Raw genomic sequence first — 20,389 nt, 5'->3', positions numbered from 1 at the left:
CTCAATAAATAAGCTATTTATAGGCAAACCTGAAAAATAATATGATTTAAGTAGTATCCGATCCTTTTATCAATCTCAACTCCAATCGCAATATAAATCATTCAAAAAGTCGGGTTTGTATAAAAAAAAGTCCCATTAGGTCAACTATTTGAATATTATTTCAAAGAAATTTGATTGATGATCAATTTAACGTGAATTGCTCATCAACCAATTATAGATAATGACATATAGAAATTTACTTAAAGGCCTGGCTAATTGTTTGCATAGCTAATCCAGATAGATATTTTTTCAAAACTTCCAAACTCAATTATGAAAAGAAGAACATTAATAAAAGGCGTGGCCACGGGACTCTCATCTCTGTATCTGTCAAGGGTATTTGGTAGCAGTTTGCTGCAAACAAACACTGAAACTATTTCTGGGCCGTTTAAACCAAATTGGGATTCATTGACTCAGTACCAGGTGCCGGACTGGTTTCGCGACGCAAAGTTTGGGATGTGGGCGCATTGGGGCCCACAATGCCAGCCGGAACGTGGCGACTGGTATGCACGCGGCATGTACCAGGAAGGCAGCGACCAGTATAAATATCATGTTCAAAAATATGGGCATCCTTCCAAATTTGGTTTTAAAGACGTTATTAACGAATGGAAAGCCGAAAACTGGAACCCAGATGAATTGGTTGGCCTATATAAAAAAGCCGGCGCCAAATATTTTATGGCACTGGCCAATCACCATGATAATTTTGACCTTTATGACAGCAAATACCAAAGCTGGAACTCTACTAAACTTGGCCCTAAAAAAGACCTGATAGGCGGCTGGGCCAAGGCAGCTAAAGAGCATGGTTTGCCTTTTGGCGTAACCGTACACGCTTCCCACCCCTGGACCTGGTATGAGGTTGCCCAACGTGCGGATAAAACCGGCCCGTTGGCAGGTGTACCTTATGACGGCAAGCTTACCAAAGCTGATGGCGCAGGTAAATGGTGGAGTGGCTATGACCCACAGGAACTATATGCACAAAACCATCCTTTAAGTAAGGACAGCCTTGATGACAACAGTATGGGCAGCCATTGGGATTGGGGCAACGGCGCAAGCGCGCCCAGCAAAGCTTACTGTGATAAGTTTTTGAACCGCACCATTGAGCTGATAGATAAATACGGCCCAGAACTGATTTATTTTGATGATACAGCCTTGCCCCTATGGCCGGTAAGTGATGCCGGTTTAAAAATAGCGGCGCATATGTACAATACCAGCATTAAAAAGCACGGAAAGCTACAGGCCGCACTATTTGCTAAAGTATTGAATGAGCAGCAGCGTAAATGCATGATATGGGATATAGAACGTGGCCAAAGTAACCAGATAGAACCTTTACCATGGCAAACCGATACCTGTATTGGCGGCTGGCATTATGACCGGCGTATATTTGACAATAAGGGCTACAAAAGTGCCAAAACAGTGGTACATACCCTGGTTGATATTGTAAGTAAAAACGGTAATCTGCTTTTAAACGTTCCATTACGGGGAGACGGAAGTATCGATAGTGAAGAACGTGCAGTTGTTGAGGGCATAGGCGCCTGGATGCAGGTTAACAGCGAAGCAATTTATGGCACCCGCCCGTGGAAAGTGTTTGGAGAGGGACCCGCAACAGATTCAGCGGCCCCAATTAGCGCGCAGGGCTTTAATGAAGGCAAAGGCAAACCATTCGGAGCCGAAGATATCCGGTTTACTGTAAAAGGCAAAACCCTTTATGCTACCATGCTGGGTTGGCCAACCGGGAATGAAGCCATTGTTAAAAAGTTAGCAAAAAATAATGAAACAGGCAATGTAAACAGTGTAAGCTTGCTCGGAAACGGCAAGTTGAGTTTTGAGCAGACTGAGGCCGGTCTTAAAGTAAAATTGCCTGAGCAGGCACCCGGTAAAGATGCGTTTGTTTTAAAAATAGAAGGAGCTGTTTAATTTATATGATGAACCTGAAAACTTGTTACACCCTGATCACTGCCGTTTCACTGGCAGTTCCTTCTTTGGCGCAAACTTTTAAGCTGGTATCGCCGGATAAAAAAAATGTTGTGGAAATAAACAACACCAGCAACCTGCAATATACAGTTTCCAGCAACGGTTTAACAGTCGTCCATTCTTCATCACTCGGCTTCGAGTTTAAAGATGAACCGGCTATCGGAGCCGGCATGGCCGTAACCAGCCATGTGGAGCATTCTGTTAATCAAACCTGGGCGCCAATAGTAAAAGCTAAACACAGCATTGTAACCGACCATTACAATGAACTGGAGTTATCACTGGTAGAAAAATCGGCACCAATGCGCCGCATGAACATATGGTTCAGGGCTTATAATGATGGTGTTGCATTTCGCTACCAGTTGTTCGGGGCTGATAAAATCGGCGACCGACAGATAGTAAATGAGCTAACCACTTTTAACTTACCGGCAAAAGCAAAAACCTGGGTGGCAGACTATGGTAGTTATACCTCATCACAGGAAACCGAATTTCAACCGAAAAACCTAAACCATATCACAGAAAAAACAATTGCGGGCTTACCTTTGCTGGTAGAATTAGATCAGCATCATTATGCGGCTTTTACTGAAGCCAATATTGATAACTATCCGGGATTTTATATAGGATCCTCAAAAACTGACACCAGTGCTACCGACAAAATCAGCCTGATCACCAAGCTATCGCCCCTGCCCGGTGAAAATGAAAATGGTGTTAAAGCACGTTTCACTAATAACCTGCTTACGCCCTGGCGTGTAGTGATGCTGGCAGGTTCGCCTGGTAAACTGATTGAATCGGAACTGATACAAAACCTGAACCCACCTAACGTATTGAAAGATCCCAGCTGGATCAAACCAGGCATGAGCGCCTGGGATAACTGGTGGAGCGGAGACGTAAAAGTAGACATGCCGACCATCAAAAAGTATATAGACCTGGCATCGAAAGAGCGTTGGCCATACATGCTTATTGACTGGCAATGGTATGGGCCATTTAACAAACCAGAAGCAGATATTACCAAAATGGCGCCGCAATTAAATATGCCTGAAATTTTAGCCTATGCCAAAGCCAAAAAGGTTAAATGCTGGCTTTGGCTATACAGCTCGGATGTTAACCGGAATGACAATTTTGAAAAAGCATTTCCGATTTACGAAAAATGGGGTATTGCGGGAATAAAAATTGATTTTATGGACCGCGATGATCAGCAAATGGTGAACTGGTACCGTCGTATCATCCAAACGGCTGCAAAATATCATTTGATGGTTGATTTCCATGGTGCTTTTAAACCCGACGGCATCGAGCGGACCTATCCCAACATGGTAACCAGGGAAGGAGTTTTGGGAGAAGAATATTCAAAATTTTCGACCAGGATAACAGCGGAGCATAATACCACACTCCCATTCACACGTATGCTGGCCGGGCCAATGGATTATACTCCCGGCGGATTCCTGAATGTAAAGAAAAGCGATTTCAGAAAGGGAAGCCCTACCCAGGTAATGAACAGCCGATGTGCCGAGCTAGCAAAATTCGTGATCTACGAAAGTCCGTTTATGGTTTATTGCGATGCGCCTGAAAACATTTTGGGCAAGCCCGGAGCCGATTTTTTAAACGATATACCAACCGTTTGGGATGATACAAAGGTACTCGGCGGTTACCCGGGCCAATATGTCGTTATTGCCAAAAGAAGCGGGAAAGACTGGTATATCGGCGCGATGACAAACGATTCTGAAAGAACTGTACAATTGAAAATGGACTTTTTACCGGCGGGTAACTACACGTTATCATCATGGGGCGATGTGTTATCATCTCCTCAAGACCTAACCCGATCTGAAAAAAAGATATCGGCTAATTCCGTGATCAACATCCATATGGATACAGCAGGCGGATGGGCAGCTAAAATAACTGCCAAATAATTAATTGAGAACCTTTAATCCGGCATACAAAAGTTTAATACAATGATCAGATCATGACAAAGAATAAAACTCTTTTCCCATTTATATTAATAACCAGCTTATTCTTTTTATGGGGCTTCGCGCATAACCTCGACCCGATATTGATACCTCACTTAAAAAAGTCATTTACGCTCACAACAGTTCAGGCTACATTGGTAGATTCCGCCGTATTTATAGCCTACTTCGTGATGGCTTTACCGGCAGGTTTCATCATGAAAAAATACGGCTACAAAACAGGTATTATCACAGGGCTGCTAATTTTCGCGTTTGGTTCCTATTTATTTATACCGGCAGCCAATACACAGCAGTACACATTTTTCCTTGTAGCTTTGTTTATCATTGCCTGCGGGTTAACCATTTTAGAAACTGCCGCCAATCCATATGCTTCTTCATTAGGAGATCCCGCAACTTCTACACAAAGGCTTAACTTTGCGCAATCATTTAACGGGCTGGCTGCCACCCTCGCGCCTATAATTGGCGGACATATTATACTGACAAAAGGTTATACTCCGGCACAATTAAGCGCAATGACAGAACAGGGCCGTAAACTGGCGCTGGCCGCCGAAGCTTCATCAGTAAAAACACCCTATTTTATATTAGGCAGTGTATTGGTGTTTATTGCCATACTTTTTGCGTTTACACGGCTGCCAAGGATCCAACAGCATGAAGGACATACAGCCAGCAAAAACATTTTCCATGCCTTGAAGCACCGTCATTTGGCCTGGGGTGTGGCTGCCCAATTCTTCTATGTTGGCGCGCAAGTTTGTGTATTTAGTTTGTTTATTCTTTATGCCACGAAATCTGCCGGACTTACGGAGGTGCAAACGACCTACTATCTTGGTTTGTGCGGCGCTGCATTCCTGATAGGCAGGTTTATTGGTACTTTCCTGATGAGGTATTACAGCTCGGCTGTTTTACTTGCAGTTTATGCGGGTATCAATATTTTGCTATCCGCAATCGCCATTTTTGGCCACGGCATGATCACGGTTTACACAGTAATTGGGATCTGTTTCTTCATGTCCATTATGTTTCCAACCATTTTCGCGTTGGGTATAAAAGATCTGAAGGCAGATACGGAATTTGGCAGCAGCCTGATCATTATGTCTATCGTTGGTGGTGCTGTGTTGCCAAGGGCATTCGGTTATATCAGCGATGTAACTGGCAATATTCAAAATGGTTATGTGGTACCGTTGGTATGCTTTGCGGTGGTGGCCCTTTTTGGATTAAAAGGACATCGTGTAAAAGTGGGGCCGGAAAATGTACCGGTTTCAACTATCCTTTAACAATTCTCCATTTTCAATATGCAAGAAATCAATCTGCCTAAAATAATTTTTGGAACCAGTGGATTAGGAAATTTATATGTAGCACTTCCAGACGATGTTAAATGTGCTATTGTTGCCGAAAGTATCAGGCATTCTCCTAAACCGGCTGTATTTGACTCAGCCGGGAAATACGGCGCGGGGCTCGCGCTCGAATCTTTGGGAAAGGCTTTGGCAATACTAAATGTCTCCCAATCGGAGGTACTGATCAGTAATAAATTGGGCTGGCTGCGTACGGAGTTAAAAAGCCCCGAACCTACTTTTGAGCCGGGTGTTTGGCGCGACCTGAAATATGACGCCGTTCAGCGAATAAGTTATGAAGGCATCCTGGAATGTTATGAACAGGGAAATGAGTTGCTGGGCAATTATCGTGCAGAACTGGTATCGGTACATGACCCCGATGAATACCTTAATGCAGCAAAAGATAAACAGGAACAAGCACAACGTTACCGGGACATATTGGAAGCCTACCGTGCGCTGAATGAATTGAAACTGAATGGCAAAGTAAAAGGTATTGGTGTAGGTTCGAAAGACTGGCGGATCATCAAAAAGATAACGCAGGATGTAAAATTGGATTGGGTAATGATCGCCAATAGCATGACAATTCATAGCCATCCGCCAGAATTAATTGAATTTATGCAGGAGCTTGAAAAGCAAGGAACTTTGATCATTAATTCCGCCGTTTTTAATGGCGGCTTTTTAACCGGGTCTGATTATTATAACTATCGGTTAACTGATCCGGTAAAAGACAAACATTTACATCGTTGGCGAGAGTTGTTTTATCGCTTATGTGCAGATTATAAAATAAAACCGGCGGATGCCTGCGTGGCTTTTGGGTTAAACGGTCCGGGCGTTAAAAGTATCGCCCTGAATACCACAAATCCCGACAGGGTTGCACAAAATGTTTCGCTGGCTTCATTAAAGATCCCAACACAATTTTGGAAAGAAATGAAAGAATATGGCTTAGTTGACGAATCATACGCTTCCGCTTATCTGTAAAAATTAAATATCACTATGAAAAGATACTGTTTGGCCCTCGATTTAAAGGATGATCCGCAATTGATAGCGGAATACGAACATTGGCATAAGGCTGAAAATAGCTGGCCGGAAATACGCAAAAGCATACTGGACGCGGAAATTCTTGATATGCAGATCTATCGCACTGGAAACCGGTTGTTTATGATCATGGAAACGAGTGACCATTTTGAGTCAAAGAAAAAAGAAGAAATGGACGCGCTAAATCCTAAAGTACAGGAATGGGAGCAACTCATGTGGCTATTTCAACAACCCCTCCCCTGGGCAAAAGAAGGAGAAAAATGGGTGAGCATGAAACAGATTTTTAAACTTTAAGAACGGGTGATATACAGATAATATTGCGAAGAAACAGGGCTGAACGATTCATTGCGCAACGCTCAATCACAAACATAAGATACTGATTTGGAATAAATTAAAAGCATAACGCCACTCCCGATTCCGGGCATACAACGGGAAAGACGCAAATCATAGCGGTCTTTCCCGTTTTCAGCTATTGGGTTACTTAGTGTTTATGACTTTCGGCTCAGGACTAAACACCAATTTATCAACGGCAACACATCAGTAATTTATCTTCACTTCGCCGTCTATTACCTCAAAAGGAATCCACAGATAACCAGATTTTTCCAGGTCAAGTTTGTTCCACAGATCTCCCATGAAGATAAAATTTGAAGGTTTTCCGCTTACCGGCAAAACATAATTTCCCTGGGCAAAGAATGTTTGTTCTGCATTAGCACCGCTGCAGGGGTTGCCTACCTCCTTCCATGGCCCCATGACACTATCCGCAGTTGCATAAGATGCTGCGTTGGGGCTCCAACCAGAGCACCCCGAAGTGATCAGGAAATATTTGCCGTTATTTTTGAAAAGTGCCGGGCTTTCGCGGTTTCTGTCGATCAGAATCCGGGTATAATGTTCCGTTGGCTTCAAATAATCATCTGTCAGCAGGCAAACATGCATAGTGTTGTTATCTTCGGATGAATAAACAACGTAGGCTTTGCCATCAGTATCCTTAAAAAGTGTCATATCCCTAAGCATTTGATTGTTTGGTTTGATACTGCCCAGGTATGTGTATGGCCCCTCGGGCGAATCGCTTATGGCAATACCGGCCTTTGAATCCTGGTAATCATTTCTGTCATTATGGAACCACATCACAAATTTTTTGGTTTTCTCGTTATAAAGCACCTTAGGCCGTTCAATTACCCTACCGGTATCTAAATCGTTTGACTGGTCACCTGTCACAGATCTTAATGCAGTTCCCAGATTTTTCCAATGTTTCAGATCTGTCGACGAATAACATGACACCCCGCCTGCAGGAACCCGGTAATCTTCCCAGCTTTGCCCGGGGACCAGCCAGGTTTTGCCTTTTTTAATTTCGCCAAACAGGTAATATACCTCATTATAATAAAGTACCCCTGCCCCATGAGCATTAATCTGATTTCCATCAGTGTCCTTAAAGTCTCCGCCCGAAATCATGTTTTGCGACCGTGCCTGGTTATTGAAAAATATGGATAAGATCAGGATCAGTACCGTATACTTCATATATTTTGTTTTCTATTTAACAGATCGGATAGAGTTTAAAAATAGGTAAAAAAAGGATGGTTGCTCTGCACTCAACCATCCTTTTACTTTGTGCCTCACCATAAAAAGTGATTGTGATCACTTTTTATGGTGAGGCACATCATATTGAAGACTAAATCCATTCGTGATCTTTGTCATTAAACAAGGAAACGCTGATGGAGAATGCCGCGCTGCTAAAAGCAATTATTGAAAATGCCATAGACGGCATTATTACCATAAACAGCCACGGAATTATCGAATCCATCAATCCGGCAGCATGTAATCTGTTTCAATACAGTCCCGGCGAAGTAATTGGTAAAAATGTATCTGTTTTAATGCCCCCGCCCGATAAGGAGCTGCACGATGGTTATATAAACCGTTATCAAAATACAGGCAAGCCGCACATTATAGGTTTTGGCCGCGAAGTTAAGGGGTTAAAAAAAGATGGCTCCGTATTCCCTTTCCGTCTGGGGGTAAGTGAAGTGCAGTTTTCAGGCCGAAAAATCTATACCGGTTTTATCCATGACCTCACACGTGAAAAGGAGGCAGAAGAAAGATTAAAGGAGTACGCCCTCCATTTAGAAGAGCTGGTGGAAGAGCGTACAATTTCTTTAAAGCATTCGGTAAGCGAATTGCTGCAGGCTAAAGAAGAGGTCAGCCTGTCATTAGAGAAAGAAAAAGAACTTGGCCAGATGAAAAGCCGTTTTGTATCAATGGCCTCGCACGAGTTCAGGACCCCGCTGAGCAGTATCCAATTGTCGGCCATCCTTGTTGAAAAATATGCGCAGCAGTTTAGCAATCCTAACATCAGCAAACACATCGCCAAAATAAAAACGTCGGTAGGTAACCTTACGGGTATCCTGAATGATTTCCTGTCGCTCGAAAAACTTGAAGCCGGGAAGGTTGAGCCCGTATTTGCCGAATTTAACCTGGTAAAATTTGGCGAGGAAATAACAGAAGAAATGCAATTGGTAGCCAAACAAAACCAAAATATCATTTATCAGCATACCGGTACTACCAGTGTTTTTAAATTGGATCCCGCATTATTAAAAAACTGCATCATTAACCTGATCAGCAACGCCATCAAATACTCGGGCGAAAATACCTTTATTGAATTTAACACGGAGGTAGCCAGCGATCAGTTGGTTGTTGTGGTTAAGGACAATGGTATAGGCATCCCTGAAAATGACCAAAAACACTTGTTTGAAGCGTTTTTCAGGGCACATAATACCGGCAATATATCAGGTACCGGTCTCGGCCTTAATATAGTGGCGCGCTACGTTGGCCTGATCAACGGCACGGTGCAATTTGAAAGCAAAGTTAATTACGGAACATCATTCACGCTCACATTTTCGCAATCATGAAAAAAAGTATCCTCATTATTGAAGACAATACCGATATAAGAGAAAGCACCGCCGAAATACTGGAGCTTTCCGGCTACCTGGTATTACAGGCCGGTAACGGCAAAATTGGTGTGGACTTAGCTATAAAGCATAAACCCGACCTTATTTTGTGCGATATCATGATGCCCGAGCTTGACGGGTATGGCGTGTTATTCATGCTCAGCAAATCGCCCGAAACGGATAACATACCCTTTATATTTTTAACTGCGAAAGCCGAACGGGTTGACTTTAGAAAAGGCATGGAAATGGGTGCCGACGATTATCTTACCAAACCTTTTGACGATATAGAATTGCTTAATGCCATTGATAGCAGGTTGAGCAAAAAAGAAAAACAACAGGCATTTTTTAGCAGGTCGCTGCAAAAAATAGAGCACCTGGCCATCAACTCGCGCAACGGAGCAGCCGAATTAAACGCACTGATAGCCAGTAGAAAAATAAGGCAGATAAGAAAAAAACAAGTATTATTTTATGACGGGGATAGCCCGCAGGGAATTTACCTGGTGATGGAAGGTAGCATAAAAACATTTAAACTGGCCGAAGACGGCAGGGAACTGATGACCGGCTTATACAAAGCCGACGACTACCTTGGCGTACACGCCCTGCTGCTTGATGATGCTTACGGCGAAACTGCAGAAGCAACCGAAGACGCGGCCATATGCCTGCTGCCGAAAGATACCGTTTTAACCATGCTTGACCGATATCCTGACGTTGGCCGGCAATTTTTGAAAATACTGTCAAACAATATCAAAGAAAAGGAAGAACAGCTTATCGAACTGGCTTACCATTCGGTAAGGAAACGGCTGGCACAGGTATTGGTAAGACTGAACAAACAAAACGGGGAAAAACAGGAATTTAAAATATCAAGGGAAGAAATGGCTTCAATGGCCGGTATGGCTACCGAAACGGTAAGCCGTACGCTTTCTGATTTTAAAGAGGAAGGCCTAATAGAAAAAAAAGGTGCAACTATCAATATAACAGACCTTAACAAGCTGGTAAAAATGAGAAACTGACAAAGGTCATTTTTTTCACTGACCGCACTCATGGTTTTGCCGGTGCCATCCGGGTAGTTTTGTTTAATATAAATGTGCACAGATGAAAGTTGTAGCTTACAGTATCAAGGCGTTCGAAAAGGAATTTTTGGCCAGAGCGAACCAAAAAAAACATGATATTACCCTTATCTCTAACCCATTAAATTCTGAAACCGCGGTTTATGCCGAGGGTAAGGAAGCGGTGGTTGTTTTTACCAATGACGATGTATCTGCCTATGTTATCAACCAACTGGCCGATCTTGGCGTTAAATATATTGCTACCCGGTCGGTTGGTACAGATCATATAGATAAGGAAACAGCAGCTTTGCGCAACATAAAACTGGCCAATGTACCTGAATACTCGCCGCAGGCTATTGCCGAACATACCGTTGCCATGGCACTTGCCCTGAACAGGCATTTAACCGAATCAAACGCCCATAGCCACCTGTTCGATTTCAGGCTGAATGGTCTCATGGGGTTTAATTTATCAGGCAAAACAGTTGGCATTATTGGCCTGGGACATACCGGGCAGGCGGTTGCTGCTATCTTTAATGGCTTTGGCTGTCGTGTTATTGGCTACGATCCGATTGTCAAATCAAACTTGCCAGGAGTTGAACAAGTGTCTATGAATGATCTGCTTACTACCGCCGATATCATTTCATTACATGCCCCCCTCAGCCCCGAAAACTATCATATGATCAATAATGACACCCTTACTTTGATGAAAGATGGAGTCATGCTCCTGAATACTTCTCGAGGAGGATTAATTGATACTGAAGCGGCATTACAAGCCCTTGAAGCCGGTAAAATAGGTTATTTAGGACTGGATGTTTATGAAAAAGAAAAAGGCCTGTTTTTTGAGCAGCATCAACATGATACCGATAAAGACCCTTTGCTGGAAAAACTGATGACCTTTAAAAATGTACTCATCACCCCCCATCAGGCTTTTTTAACCAGTGAGGCATTACAGCAGATAGCTAATCAAACCATAAAAAACCTTGATCAATGGCAGGCTAAAAAGTGCGTCGGAAATGCGTGTGTGTGTTCAAAAAACTGCAAAGCGACCGGTGAGCTATCAACGGTCAATACTACCAAAACTTAATATTTATGAAAATCCCTCAGCATCTTATTGATAAATACAACATTGCTGCTCCCCGCTATACCAGTTACCCTACCGTACCATATTGGAACACTGATAACTTCGACAAAGAGGAATGGCGAAAATCAGTATCGCTTTCTTTTAAGGAGAGTAACGATCGTGACGGGATTAGCCTGTATATTCACCTGCCATTTTGCGAAAGTCTGTGTACCTATTGCGGTTGTAACACCCGCATCACCAAAAACCACCGGGTAGAAGAGCCATACATTAAAGCTGTTTTAATGGAGTGGGCCATGTACATCAATACCTTTGAATGCAGACCCGTTATCAGGGAAATACACCTTGGCGGCGGCACACCTACATTTTTTAAACCCGAACACCTGGCCATACTGATCAATGGTATATTAAATTCATCAACTATCCATCCCCGGGCCGAGTTTAGCTTTGAGGCGCACCCCGCTAACACAACTGTTGATCATTTACAGGTTTTATACAATCTTGGTTTCAGGAGGATAAGCCTCGGCATTCAGGATTTTGATCCCAGGGTTCAGTTTATCATTAACCGGATCCAGAGTTTTGAACTGGTAAAACTGGTTACCCAGCAGGCACGACGGATCGGGTACACATCCGTTAACTTCGATCTGATATATGGCCTCCCGCTTCAAACCATCAACGGGCTAAAAGATACCATTGCCCAAGTGGCGAAATTAATGCCCGATAGGATCGCTTTTTACAGTTATGCCCATGTACCGTGGATAAAACCCGGTCAGCGCCGTTTTACCGAAAACGACCTGCCAGATGCTAATGATAAAAGGGCTTTGTATGAATGCGGACGCGAATTATTTACAGCGTTGGGCTATCATGAAATTGGTATGGACCATTTCGCCTTGCCCACGGATAGTCTTTACTTAGCCGAACAAAATGGTACGCTGCACCGTAATTTCATGGGTTACACCCATCAATATACCCAATTAATGATTGGTTTGGGCGTATCCTCCATAAGCGACAGCTGGTATGCCTTTGCCCAAAATGTAAAAAAAGTAGAGGAATACCTGCAATTAGTTAATGCCGGCCAGCTGCCGGTATTTAAAGGACATATGCTTACAACCGATGATCTGAGCATTCGCAGGCATATTTTAAATATCATGTGTAATGGCAAAACTTGTTGGAACCATAATGAAACAGGTGAAGCTTTTTTAAAGGGGCTGGAACGTATGCGCCAATTTGAGCAGGACGGGCTCGTTGAGCTAAATTCATGGTGCATTACAGTTACCCCCATGGGTAAACGCTTTTTACGCAATATATGTATGGCGCTTGATGCCCGCCTATGGGCCGATAAGCCTACTACGCAGTTATTCAGTATGACTGGATAAGGCTTTGACAACACCAACTATCAGTTAAACAAAGAAACCGGGATCGATTCCCGGTTTCTTTGTTTTAGATATTTAGTAATTGCAGTTTCTCTTCTGATAAGAGCAGGTCTTTCAGCATCCGCTCCAGGTAATCCTGGGTTTGGTTGCTTATTTGCGGTATTAATTCTTTATAGTATGTGATACCCTGCTGTAATTGGTCTTTAAATTTGAGCAGGTATTTTCCTTTCTTTTCGTTGAGGTTTGCTACATAGCCCGAAATGTCCTTTTTAAGGTAATCGATATAAAGGTTTAACTCATTGATAAACATATTAGGGCGGGTTGTTGCCTCAAGCAAGTTGATATGCCCATAGATATGGCCAACCATATCATCAAGCGTATAAACCCCTGAAAAGAAGGCGATATTTGGTCCGGGACAAATGGTTACTGCCTTGTTTTCCCGGGCTTTCAGGATATCGTTTTTGATATAAGCAGATGCACAGAGCCCTTCGCATAAGCAAACCTTTTCGGTAACAGCATCTATTTGCTTTTGAATTTCAGCTGCCGGAGGCTCACTGTGTTTTAGCTGCTTTATTTTCAAATGTTGGTATTCACGTGATGCTGTGCAAATGGGATGTTCGGTAAACTCGGTATTTGATACCAAATATTTTTTATTGCAGGGACTGCCCGGCCTGCCATTTGCTATCCTGCTAAGTCTTTGCTCTTCGCCCGAGCTTTTGCTGAAGTTATTGAAAAGGATACCCAGCGGCGACGACGAGCTTACATAAAAATCATCATGGCCGGCGCCTACCAATTGTTGCAGCGTATGTTCATCAACATTGGTGGCTTCGGGTACCAGCAGGAACGGGCTGCCCCAACCGGTAGCATCCATTTGATAATGCTCCCGCAAAAAAACATCTTCCTGCATAGTGCCTATCCCACCTTGTACGCTGATCTTTTGCGCCGGGTTGGTCTCTGTAAAACCCCTTTCGGCAAGCGCCGGTTGATAAAGGGCAAGCAGTTCGTGCATCATGTGTTCCCGTTTCAGTTTAAACTCGTCCAGGATCGGCCCAAGCAGCAGGCCATCAGTAGCAAAAGCATGCCCGCCACAATTCAGGCCCGATTCAATTCTGAATTCTGATACCCACAGCCCCTTTTTTGCTAAAAACTTTGCCTGGATCAGCGCCGAACGAAAATCGCTCACCTTTAAAACGATCCGTTTACGGACCTCGTTATTGCCATCAGGGTAAAAACACTTAAAAGTTTCCAGGTAGCTGTACAGCCTCGGGTTCATCCCCGCCGAAAGCACCACTGATGACTCCAGGTCGCTCTCAGCAAAGCCTTTCAAAGCAGCAAGCGCGTCGGTATGGGTATCGCCAGTATAATTGCCGTCTGCGTCAAAGTTCATTTTATCAACTTTGGCCATGATATTTACATCAATAGCGCCTTTGTTCATTCTGGCTCGCAAAAGATTTTGAAAGATCTGTTTACGTTCCCCCTCGGGATACTCGTTCATCAGTTCGTAACCCTGCTTTAAAGGCGAAGCCTCCGGTAGCAGGTTAAAGTAACGGTCGATGTCCATTCCCTGGTTAAATGGCATTTGTTTAAGTTCTTCAAACTGCTTATTTACCAGCTCGTTTAATAAATTAAGATAGGCCGTAATCCGTTTTGAACGGCTGTCGGGCCCATTTTTTAAAATAGGCGTAAATGGCAAACCATTTTGAGTTGAGTGATACTGCCGCATACGCTCAACGAGTTCATCATCAACAATTGAAACAACGGACGAGATACCGTACCGGGCCACTTTTAGCGGTGTATCAACAGAGTATCCCAAACCTAAAACAGGTATATGAAAGCTGTGCATATAATTAATTTAATATTATGTATTTAGAATAAACCAGGAGGCTCATCAATGTACCTCCGGTGTTACTTACAAATAACAGTTCCGCTGGCCGATGGCGGACTCAGATAAGGAATATCAAGCGCGAGCCCACGTAATAAAAACCAAGCGCCAAGGCATAGCATAAAATAGGGAACCACCCTGTTCATCTTTCTTCGGATGCCCTGGTTAACAAATCCACTGCCAACAGTGACCGCCAGCATTAAAGGCAGGGTACCCAAACCAAACCAAACCATATATTGCACGGAAGCACCCACTGATGAAGTGTTTACCGCACCGATAAGCGCCAGGTAAACAAAACCGCAGGGTAAAAAGCCATTCAGCAAGCCTATGGCTAAATGGCCGGCCCGATGCTGTAATGCATAAGTAAGCAACCCGTTAAAAGGCTTCAGCAGCCAGTTGCTGCTGCTTTTGTTACGAATTTTCACCTTCCACAATCTTGAACCGGCCGCCAGCAGGATCAGTATTCCGCTAATGATGCTTACCCCCTGCTGCAAACCTGAAAGCCATAATTGCTTACCGATGAGCCCGGTTATTAAGCCGAGGGTTGCGTAACTTATAGTACGCCCAAGGTTATATACCAACTTGTCCCACAACAGCAGCCAAAAGCTACTGTGGTTAACTGGGATAGCGAAGGCGAGCGGGCCGCACATTCCTATACAGTGAACACTGCCAAACAAGCCTATAAAAAAAGCGATTTGACTGGTGCTCATGGTATAAATATTTCTTTGGTATACAGGTATTTTTTGCCATTGTTTTCCCAATTAAAAACAAGCTGCCACCTACCTGACTTTACATCAGTTAGAGGAATATTAACATTACCCGTCAGGCTGCTCTCCAGATTAACATGCCTGTCCATTTTGCCGTTGTCCGGGCGCTTCAAATCTGCTGTTCCCTTTACAGGACCCGCAAACTTTACTAAAAGGATATTGTTGCTGATGCTGATTGATGGCTGTGCTTTATCGTTAAGTACTTGCTTCTCTTTATCATAATCGGCATTAAAAGCAAGCCCTTTTTCGTAATAATGCGGATCGACATCGTCGGGCTGCCTGAACATGGCAACGCCCATGGCTACAATGTAACTCATAAAAGCCAGCATGCCTATTACTATCCCTTTTCCCCAGTTCATATGCTTAATCATTTGTTGGTGCTATAAAATTGGTTTTAACAGATTGAACCACCTTACCGCCAAGCAACAGGTTCAGTTTAATGGTAGTTTTGGCGGTATGTACCTTTGATGCAGGCAGCATGACAAAAAACACCGTTTTAGCCGATCCTCCCTTTGCAACCGGTCCGGGTGCCTGGATATAACTGATCTTAACAGCCGGATCATCTGCTCCTATCCTGATCACTTTATCCTGATTGGTTTTATTAATGATTTCGGCATTATAAATATTACTGATATAGCCGCCCGGCTGCTGCTGGTAAAGCATCCCCGCACTGCGCATAACGGTGATATCCATATCGCTCCGGCTGAAAATAAAATAACCAAGTACAGCTACCAGCACGGTTATTACCGCGGTATATCCCATCATGCGCCCGGTAAACGAGGGCTTTTCTTTCAGCCTGATCATATTTTCGGAGAAGTAGCCAATCAGGTTGCGGGGTTTTCCTATCTTGTCCATTACCTGGTCACAGGCGTCTATGCAGGCGGTACAGTTGATACATTCAATTTGAGTTCCTTTACGAATATCAATACCCGTAGGACAAACAGCAACGCACAGGCTGCAATCAACACAATCGCCTTTCAGGTTAAAGGGGTCCGCGTTACGGCTTAACTTGCCCCGTGGTTCGCCACGCACATCGTCATAAGCTACTACTAAAGTGTGCTCATCAATCAATACACTTTGTAAACGCCCGTAAGGGCATATCAATGTGCAAACCAGCTCACGTACCTGGCTGTAAATCAAATAAAATACAATGGTGAATATCCAAATACTGATAAAACCAACCCAGTGAGCTGTAACAGGCTCAACAATAATTTTAACAAGGCTTTCGCTGCCGATGATATAAGCCAGGAAAGTATTGGCGATCAGAAAGGATACCAATACAAACAAAGCATGCTTGGCTGTTTTTTTGATGATTTTTTCCCGTGTCCACGGGCCCGCGTCAAGCTTTTTACGCTTATTGGCATCCCCTTCTATCCAAATCTCTATCTTTCTGAAAACCATTTCCATAAATATGGTTTGCGGGCAGATCCAACCGCAGAAAATACGGCCGAAAGCAATAGTAAATATTACCACGCAAACCAAAAAAACAAGCGAAGCCAGCATGAACAGAAAAATATCCTGCGGCCAAAACACCTGCCCCAGCAGTACAAATTGCCGGTCTATCACATTGAGCAGCAACAACGGCTGGCCATTGATTCGTAGAAACGGCCCGGCAAAAAAGAAAATGAGATAAAAATAGCTTAGCCAGCTTCTCCATTTATAAAACCTGCCTTTACGTACCAGCGGATACATCCACTGCCTTTTCCCGTTTTCTTTTGCCGCCAGTAAACCGTCCATAATCGTTATATTTTTGCTATCGTTTTGCCTTTTGCCGCAACGTCATCTGCATCTTTTTCGCCCTGCGGTTCTTTAGGATTAGCCGGATTGCTGCCATGCAATGATTTTATATAGTTTGCCACATCCGAGATTTGCTTGGGCGATAACTGTTTCTCCCAATTGGGCATCCCTTTGGCCTGTACGCCGTATTTTATGGTTTTAAATACATCATTGATCTTACCGCCGTGCAGCCAGTAATCATCGGTAAGGTTGGGGCCAACTACCCCTTGCGCGTGATCGCCATGACAAGGAACGCAGCTTTGTTTAAAAACCGCCTGCCCTGAAGCCAGTACAGCCTGATCGGTAACGAGTTTAACTGTGGTTTCGTCAACCCGGTTAGCGGCCTTGCTCAGGTATTCTTTTTTGGCAATGTCTGCCTGGGCCATCTCCGTTTTATATTCATCATATTGCAACTGCCCAACACCAAATACATGATAAATGAGTATGTAACCAATTGCAAAAATAATGGTGATATAAAACAGGTAGCTGAACCAGCCTGGAATAGGATTATTAAGCTCCTGAATACCGTCATAATCATGTGCTATGATCAGCTCCTTTTCTTCAGACATCGGTCTTAGCGACAGTAATTTGTTCCAAACCTCCGTTTTAGACTTTTTAACTTTTTTGGCGGGTTTCATCTCCGCTATGATCTGCTCTTCTGTATACCCCTGCGCCCGGAGCGTTATTTTTGTCAATACCCTAAGCGCCCTGAGCAACACCAGCATGGCTACAATAAACAATGCCAGCATGGCTATAATTGCTCCATACCCTATCTCGTTCATCAAATCGCCCGGTATCAGGCTGTCATCGGCGGCCATTGCCGGATGTAACGGTATCATCAATACAAGTAAAATTAACAGGCGGCGGTATTTCATAAGTTGTAAGAATTAAGGGATTCACCATGACTATCCTTCAAAGGCAGATTACGCATATGATCTACATGCTGTTTCCTGAGCCTGAAAAGCAGGATAGCTACTACAATAAAAAATACGAGGAAGATCCCCAGAGAAAATAACAGGTAACCCTGGGCACCCGAAATGTGTTCTGTAAATTGCTTAAACATTGCTTTTGTTATTTAGCGGCGGTTTTGCTTGCTTTGATATCGGTACCCAAACGTTGCAGGTAAGCTATCAAGGCTACTATTTCTTTATTGTTTTTAACCTTTATATGATCGTTATACAGGTTATCGGCAATTTCTTTTTCCTGTTTACTAAGATCGTTGTTGGCTATTTTTTCATATCCTTCGGGATATGGGACGCCCAGTGTGCGCATGGCCTTTATTTTGGCGGCTGTGGTAGCCGTATCAAGATTTTGGGTTAACAGCCAATCATAATTTGGCATAATACTCCCCGGCGACATGAGGCGCGGGTCCATCAGGTGGTTATAGTGCCAGGCATTACCATATTTGCCGCCCTCGCGTGCCAGGTCGGGCCCGGTACGTTTTGATCCCCATAAAAACGGGTGATCATAAACAAATTCACCAGCCTTGCTGTATTCGCCATAGCGCTCGGTTTCTGAGCGGAAAGGCCTTACCGTTTGTGAGTGGCAGTTTGAGCAGCCCTCTCTGATATAAAGGTCACGTCCCTGCAACTCAAGTGGAGTATAAGGTTTTACCGCTGCTATAGTTGGGATATTTGATGATATAGTCAGCGTTGGCATCAACTCAATAAAAGTACCTACCAGTATAACCAGCAATGCGGCTATCATCATTTGTATTGGGCGGCGTTCCAATACCCGGTGCCATGTTTCTTCATGCCCGGTTTTGCTTAAAGTCGGCAGCGGCATAGCCTGGGCAGGCTCATTTGCAACGAGTTTGCCCTGCAGCGCGGTGCGGCAAAGGTTATAAGCCATTACAATAACACCCAGCAGGTATAATCCACCGCCTACAGAACGCATAACGTGCATAGGCAATATGCGCATGGTGGTTTCCAAAAATGCCGGATATTTCAGAATTCCTTCGGGTGTAAACTCTTTAAGCATTAAACCCTGGGTAAAACCGGCCCAATACATTGGTACGGCGTAAAACAGGATCCCGAGCGTGCCTATCCAAAAATGGAACGAGGCCATCTTTTTTGAATATAACTGCGTTTTATAAATACGCGGAATAAGCCAGTAAAGGATGGCAAAGGTTAAAAAGCCGTTCCAGCCCAAAGCGCCAACGTGTACGTGAGCAATTATCCAATCGGTAAAGTGGCCTATGGCGTTCACCTGTTTCAATGAAAGCATAGGGCCTTCAAAAGTGGCCATACCATAAGCAGTTAAGCCAACTACCATAAACTTCAGGATCACGTCGTCACGAACTTTATCCCAGGCACCTCGCAGGGTGAGCAAGCCATTGATCATGCCGCCCCAGCTTGGTGCTAACAGCATAATAGAAAAGGCAACACCTAATGACTGCGCCCAACCGGGCAGCGTGGTATACAATAAATGGTGCGGGCCGGCCCAGATATAGATAAAAATGAGCGCCCAAAAGTGCAGAATACTTAACTTATATGAATAGATAGGTCTGTTGGCCATTTTGGGCAAAAAGTAATACATCATGCCCAGGTATGGTGTGGTCAGGAAAAATGCCACCGCATTGTGGCCATACCACCATTGTACCAGTGCATCCTGTACGCCTGCATATACCATGTAGCTTTTAAAGGCTGATACCGGCAGTTCAAATGAATTTACAATATGCAAGACGGCTATGGTGACAAACGTGGCTATGTAAAACCATATGGCCACATATAAATGTCGCTCGCGGCGTTTAAATATGGTTCCAAACATATTAATGCCGAACACAACCCAGATAAGGGTAATGGCAATATCTATCGGCCATTCAAGTTCGGCATATTCATGCGAGGTGGTTAAACCTAAGGGCAACGTAATAACAGCCGAAACAATAATAAGCTGCCAGCCCCAAAAGTGAATTTGACTAAGGGCATCGCTAAACATCCGCGCTTTTAACAGCCGTTGTAATGAATAGTAAACACCCATAAAAATAGCGTTACCCACAAAAGCGAAGATCACCGCGTTGGTGTGTAAGGGCCTGATGCGGCCAAATGTAGTGTACTGATTGCCCATGTTCATCCCCGGGCTATACAATTGTATAGCTACGATGAGGCCTACGGTCATCCCAATTATACCCCAGATCACCGTGGCGATACCAAAATTACGGACGATCTTGTTGTCATAGTAAAAATTTTCGGGCTGCATATGATATTAAA

The 20,389-nt window shown here is 43.8% G+C and carries 17 protein-coding genes; 9 read left to right on the top strand and 8 right to left on the bottom strand.

All coding sequences use genetic code 11. From position 1 onward, the window contains the following. Positions 1–309 precede the first annotated feature (309 nt). The 5 genes from ACP26M_RS02445 to ACP26M_RS02425 are packed head-to-tail and all read left to right on the top strand — an operon-like array spanning position 310 to position 6,616. The gene (locus ACP26M_RS02445; RefSeq protein WP_426585830.1) at positions 310–1,950 is read left to right on the top strand and encodes an alpha-L-fucosidase; all 1,641 of its coding nucleotides are present in this window, start codon (positions 310–312) and stop codon (positions 1,948–1,950) included. Between the two features lie 5 nt (positions 1,951–1,955). Further along, on the top strand, positions 1,956–3,908 hold the full coding sequence (locus ACP26M_RS02440) for a glycoside hydrolase family 97 protein (RefSeq protein WP_426585828.1): 1,953 nt from the start codon (positions 1,956–1,958) through the stop codon (positions 3,906–3,908). A gap of 53 nt (positions 3,909–3,961) precedes the next feature. Continuing rightward, positions 3,962–5,230: an L-fucose:H+ symporter permease gene (fucP, locus tag ACP26M_RS02435; protein ID WP_426585826.1), complete on the top strand. Its 1,269-nt coding sequence runs from the start codon at positions 3,962–3,964 to the stop codon at positions 5,228–5,230. 18 nt (positions 5,231–5,248) lie between these two features. Further along, positions 5,249–6,265, top strand: coding sequence for an aldo/keto reductase (locus ACP26M_RS02430; RefSeq protein ID WP_426585824.1), 1,017 nt, complete (start codon positions 5,249–5,251; stop codon positions 6,263–6,265). Between the two features lie 15 nt (positions 6,266–6,280). Continuing rightward, positions 6,281–6,616: an L-rhamnose mutarotase gene (locus ACP26M_RS02425; RefSeq protein ID WP_426585822.1), complete on the top strand. Its 336-nt coding sequence runs from the start codon at positions 6,281–6,283 to the stop codon at positions 6,614–6,616. Positions 6,617–6,859: 243 nt separating this feature from the next. Here the strand turns inward: ACP26M_RS02425 and ACP26M_RS02420 are convergent, their stop codons facing one another. After that, a complete protein-coding gene (locus tag ACP26M_RS02420) occupies positions 6,860–7,837 on the bottom strand; it encodes a glycoside hydrolase family 43 protein (RefSeq protein ID WP_426585820.1) in 978 nt (325 codons plus the stop codon). 194 nt (positions 7,838–8,031) lie between these two features. Between ACP26M_RS02420 and ACP26M_RS02415 the strand changes: the two genes are divergently transcribed. The 4 genes from ACP26M_RS02415 (at position 8,032) to hemN (ending at position 12,758) form a co-directional block, all read left to right on the top strand. Continuing rightward, positions 8,032–9,219 (top strand): PAS domain-containing sensor histidine kinase, encoded by a 1,188-nt coding sequence (locus ACP26M_RS02415; RefSeq protein WP_426589689.1) that lies wholly within the window; start codon positions 8,032–8,034, stop codon positions 9,217–9,219. Then, positions 9,216–10,268 (top strand): response regulator, encoded by a 1,053-nt coding sequence (locus ACP26M_RS02410; protein ID WP_413319684.1) that lies wholly within the window; start codon positions 9,216–9,218, stop codon positions 10,266–10,268. The genes ACP26M_RS02415 and ACP26M_RS02410 overlap by 4 nt, the downstream gene beginning before the upstream one ends. Positions 10,269–10,350: 82 nt before the next feature. After that, positions 10,351–11,388, top strand: coding sequence for a 2-hydroxyacid dehydrogenase (locus ACP26M_RS02405; protein WP_426585818.1), 1,038 nt, complete (start codon positions 10,351–10,353; stop codon positions 11,386–11,388). A gap of 5 nt (positions 11,389–11,393) precedes the next feature. Then, positions 11,394–12,758 carry an oxygen-independent coproporphyrinogen III oxidase gene (gene hemN / locus ACP26M_RS02400; protein ID WP_426585816.1) on the top strand — a complete coding sequence of 455 codons (1,365 nt, stop codon included), beginning with the start codon at positions 11,394–11,396 and terminating at the stop codon, positions 12,756–12,758. A gap of 64 nt (positions 12,759–12,822) precedes the next feature. Here the strand turns inward: hemN and ACP26M_RS02395 are convergent, their stop codons facing one another. The 7 genes from ACP26M_RS02395 to ccoN form a co-directional block, all read right to left on the bottom strand. After that, on the bottom strand, positions 12,823–14,598 hold the full coding sequence (locus ACP26M_RS02395) for a hypothetical protein (RefSeq protein ID WP_426585814.1): 1,776 nt from the start codon (positions 14,596–14,598) through the stop codon (positions 12,823–12,825). 62 nt (positions 14,599–14,660) lie between these two features. Continuing rightward, entirely contained in the window at positions 14,661–15,347 is a 687-nt protein-coding gene (locus ACP26M_RS02390) for a sulfite exporter TauE/SafE family protein (protein ID WP_426585812.1), read from the bottom strand. Next, entirely contained in the window at positions 15,344–15,763 is a 420-nt protein-coding gene (locus ACP26M_RS02385; protein ID WP_175490087.1) for a FixH family protein, read from the bottom strand. Before ACP26M_RS02385 ends, ACP26M_RS02390 begins: the two co-directional genes overlap by 4 nt. A gap of 4 nt (positions 15,764–15,767) precedes the next feature. After that, positions 15,768–17,141: a cytochrome c oxidase accessory protein CcoG gene (gene ccoG, locus ACP26M_RS02380; RefSeq protein WP_426585810.1), complete on the bottom strand. Its 1,374-nt coding sequence runs from the start codon at positions 17,139–17,141 to the stop codon at positions 15,768–15,770. A gap of 5 nt (positions 17,142–17,146) precedes the next feature. Next, positions 17,147–18,019, bottom strand: a complete 873-nt coding sequence (locus tag ACP26M_RS02375) for a cbb3-type cytochrome c oxidase N-terminal domain-containing protein (protein WP_426585808.1) — start codon at positions 18,017–18,019, stop codon at positions 17,147–17,149. A gap of 32 nt (positions 18,020–18,051) precedes the next feature. Then, positions 18,052–18,243 carry a hypothetical protein gene (locus ACP26M_RS02370; RefSeq protein ID WP_091170095.1) on the bottom strand — a complete coding sequence of 64 codons (192 nt, stop codon included), beginning with the start codon at positions 18,241–18,243 and terminating at the stop codon, positions 18,052–18,054. Between the two features lie 8 nt (positions 18,244–18,251). Further along, positions 18,252–20,378, bottom strand: coding sequence for a cytochrome-c oxidase, cbb3-type subunit I (gene ccoN / locus ACP26M_RS02365; RefSeq protein WP_090533233.1), 2,127 nt, complete (start codon positions 20,376–20,378; stop codon positions 18,252–18,254). Positions 20,379–20,389: the final 11 nt, after the last annotated feature.

It is taken from the genome of Mucilaginibacter sp. R-33 (genome assembly GCF_049949235.1).
GTDB lineage: Bacteria > Bacteroidota > Bacteroidia > Sphingobacteriales > Sphingobacteriaceae > Mucilaginibacter.
Note: the sequence above shows the minus strand (reverse complement) of the source record. Positions and strands in the feature narration are given on the sequence as shown.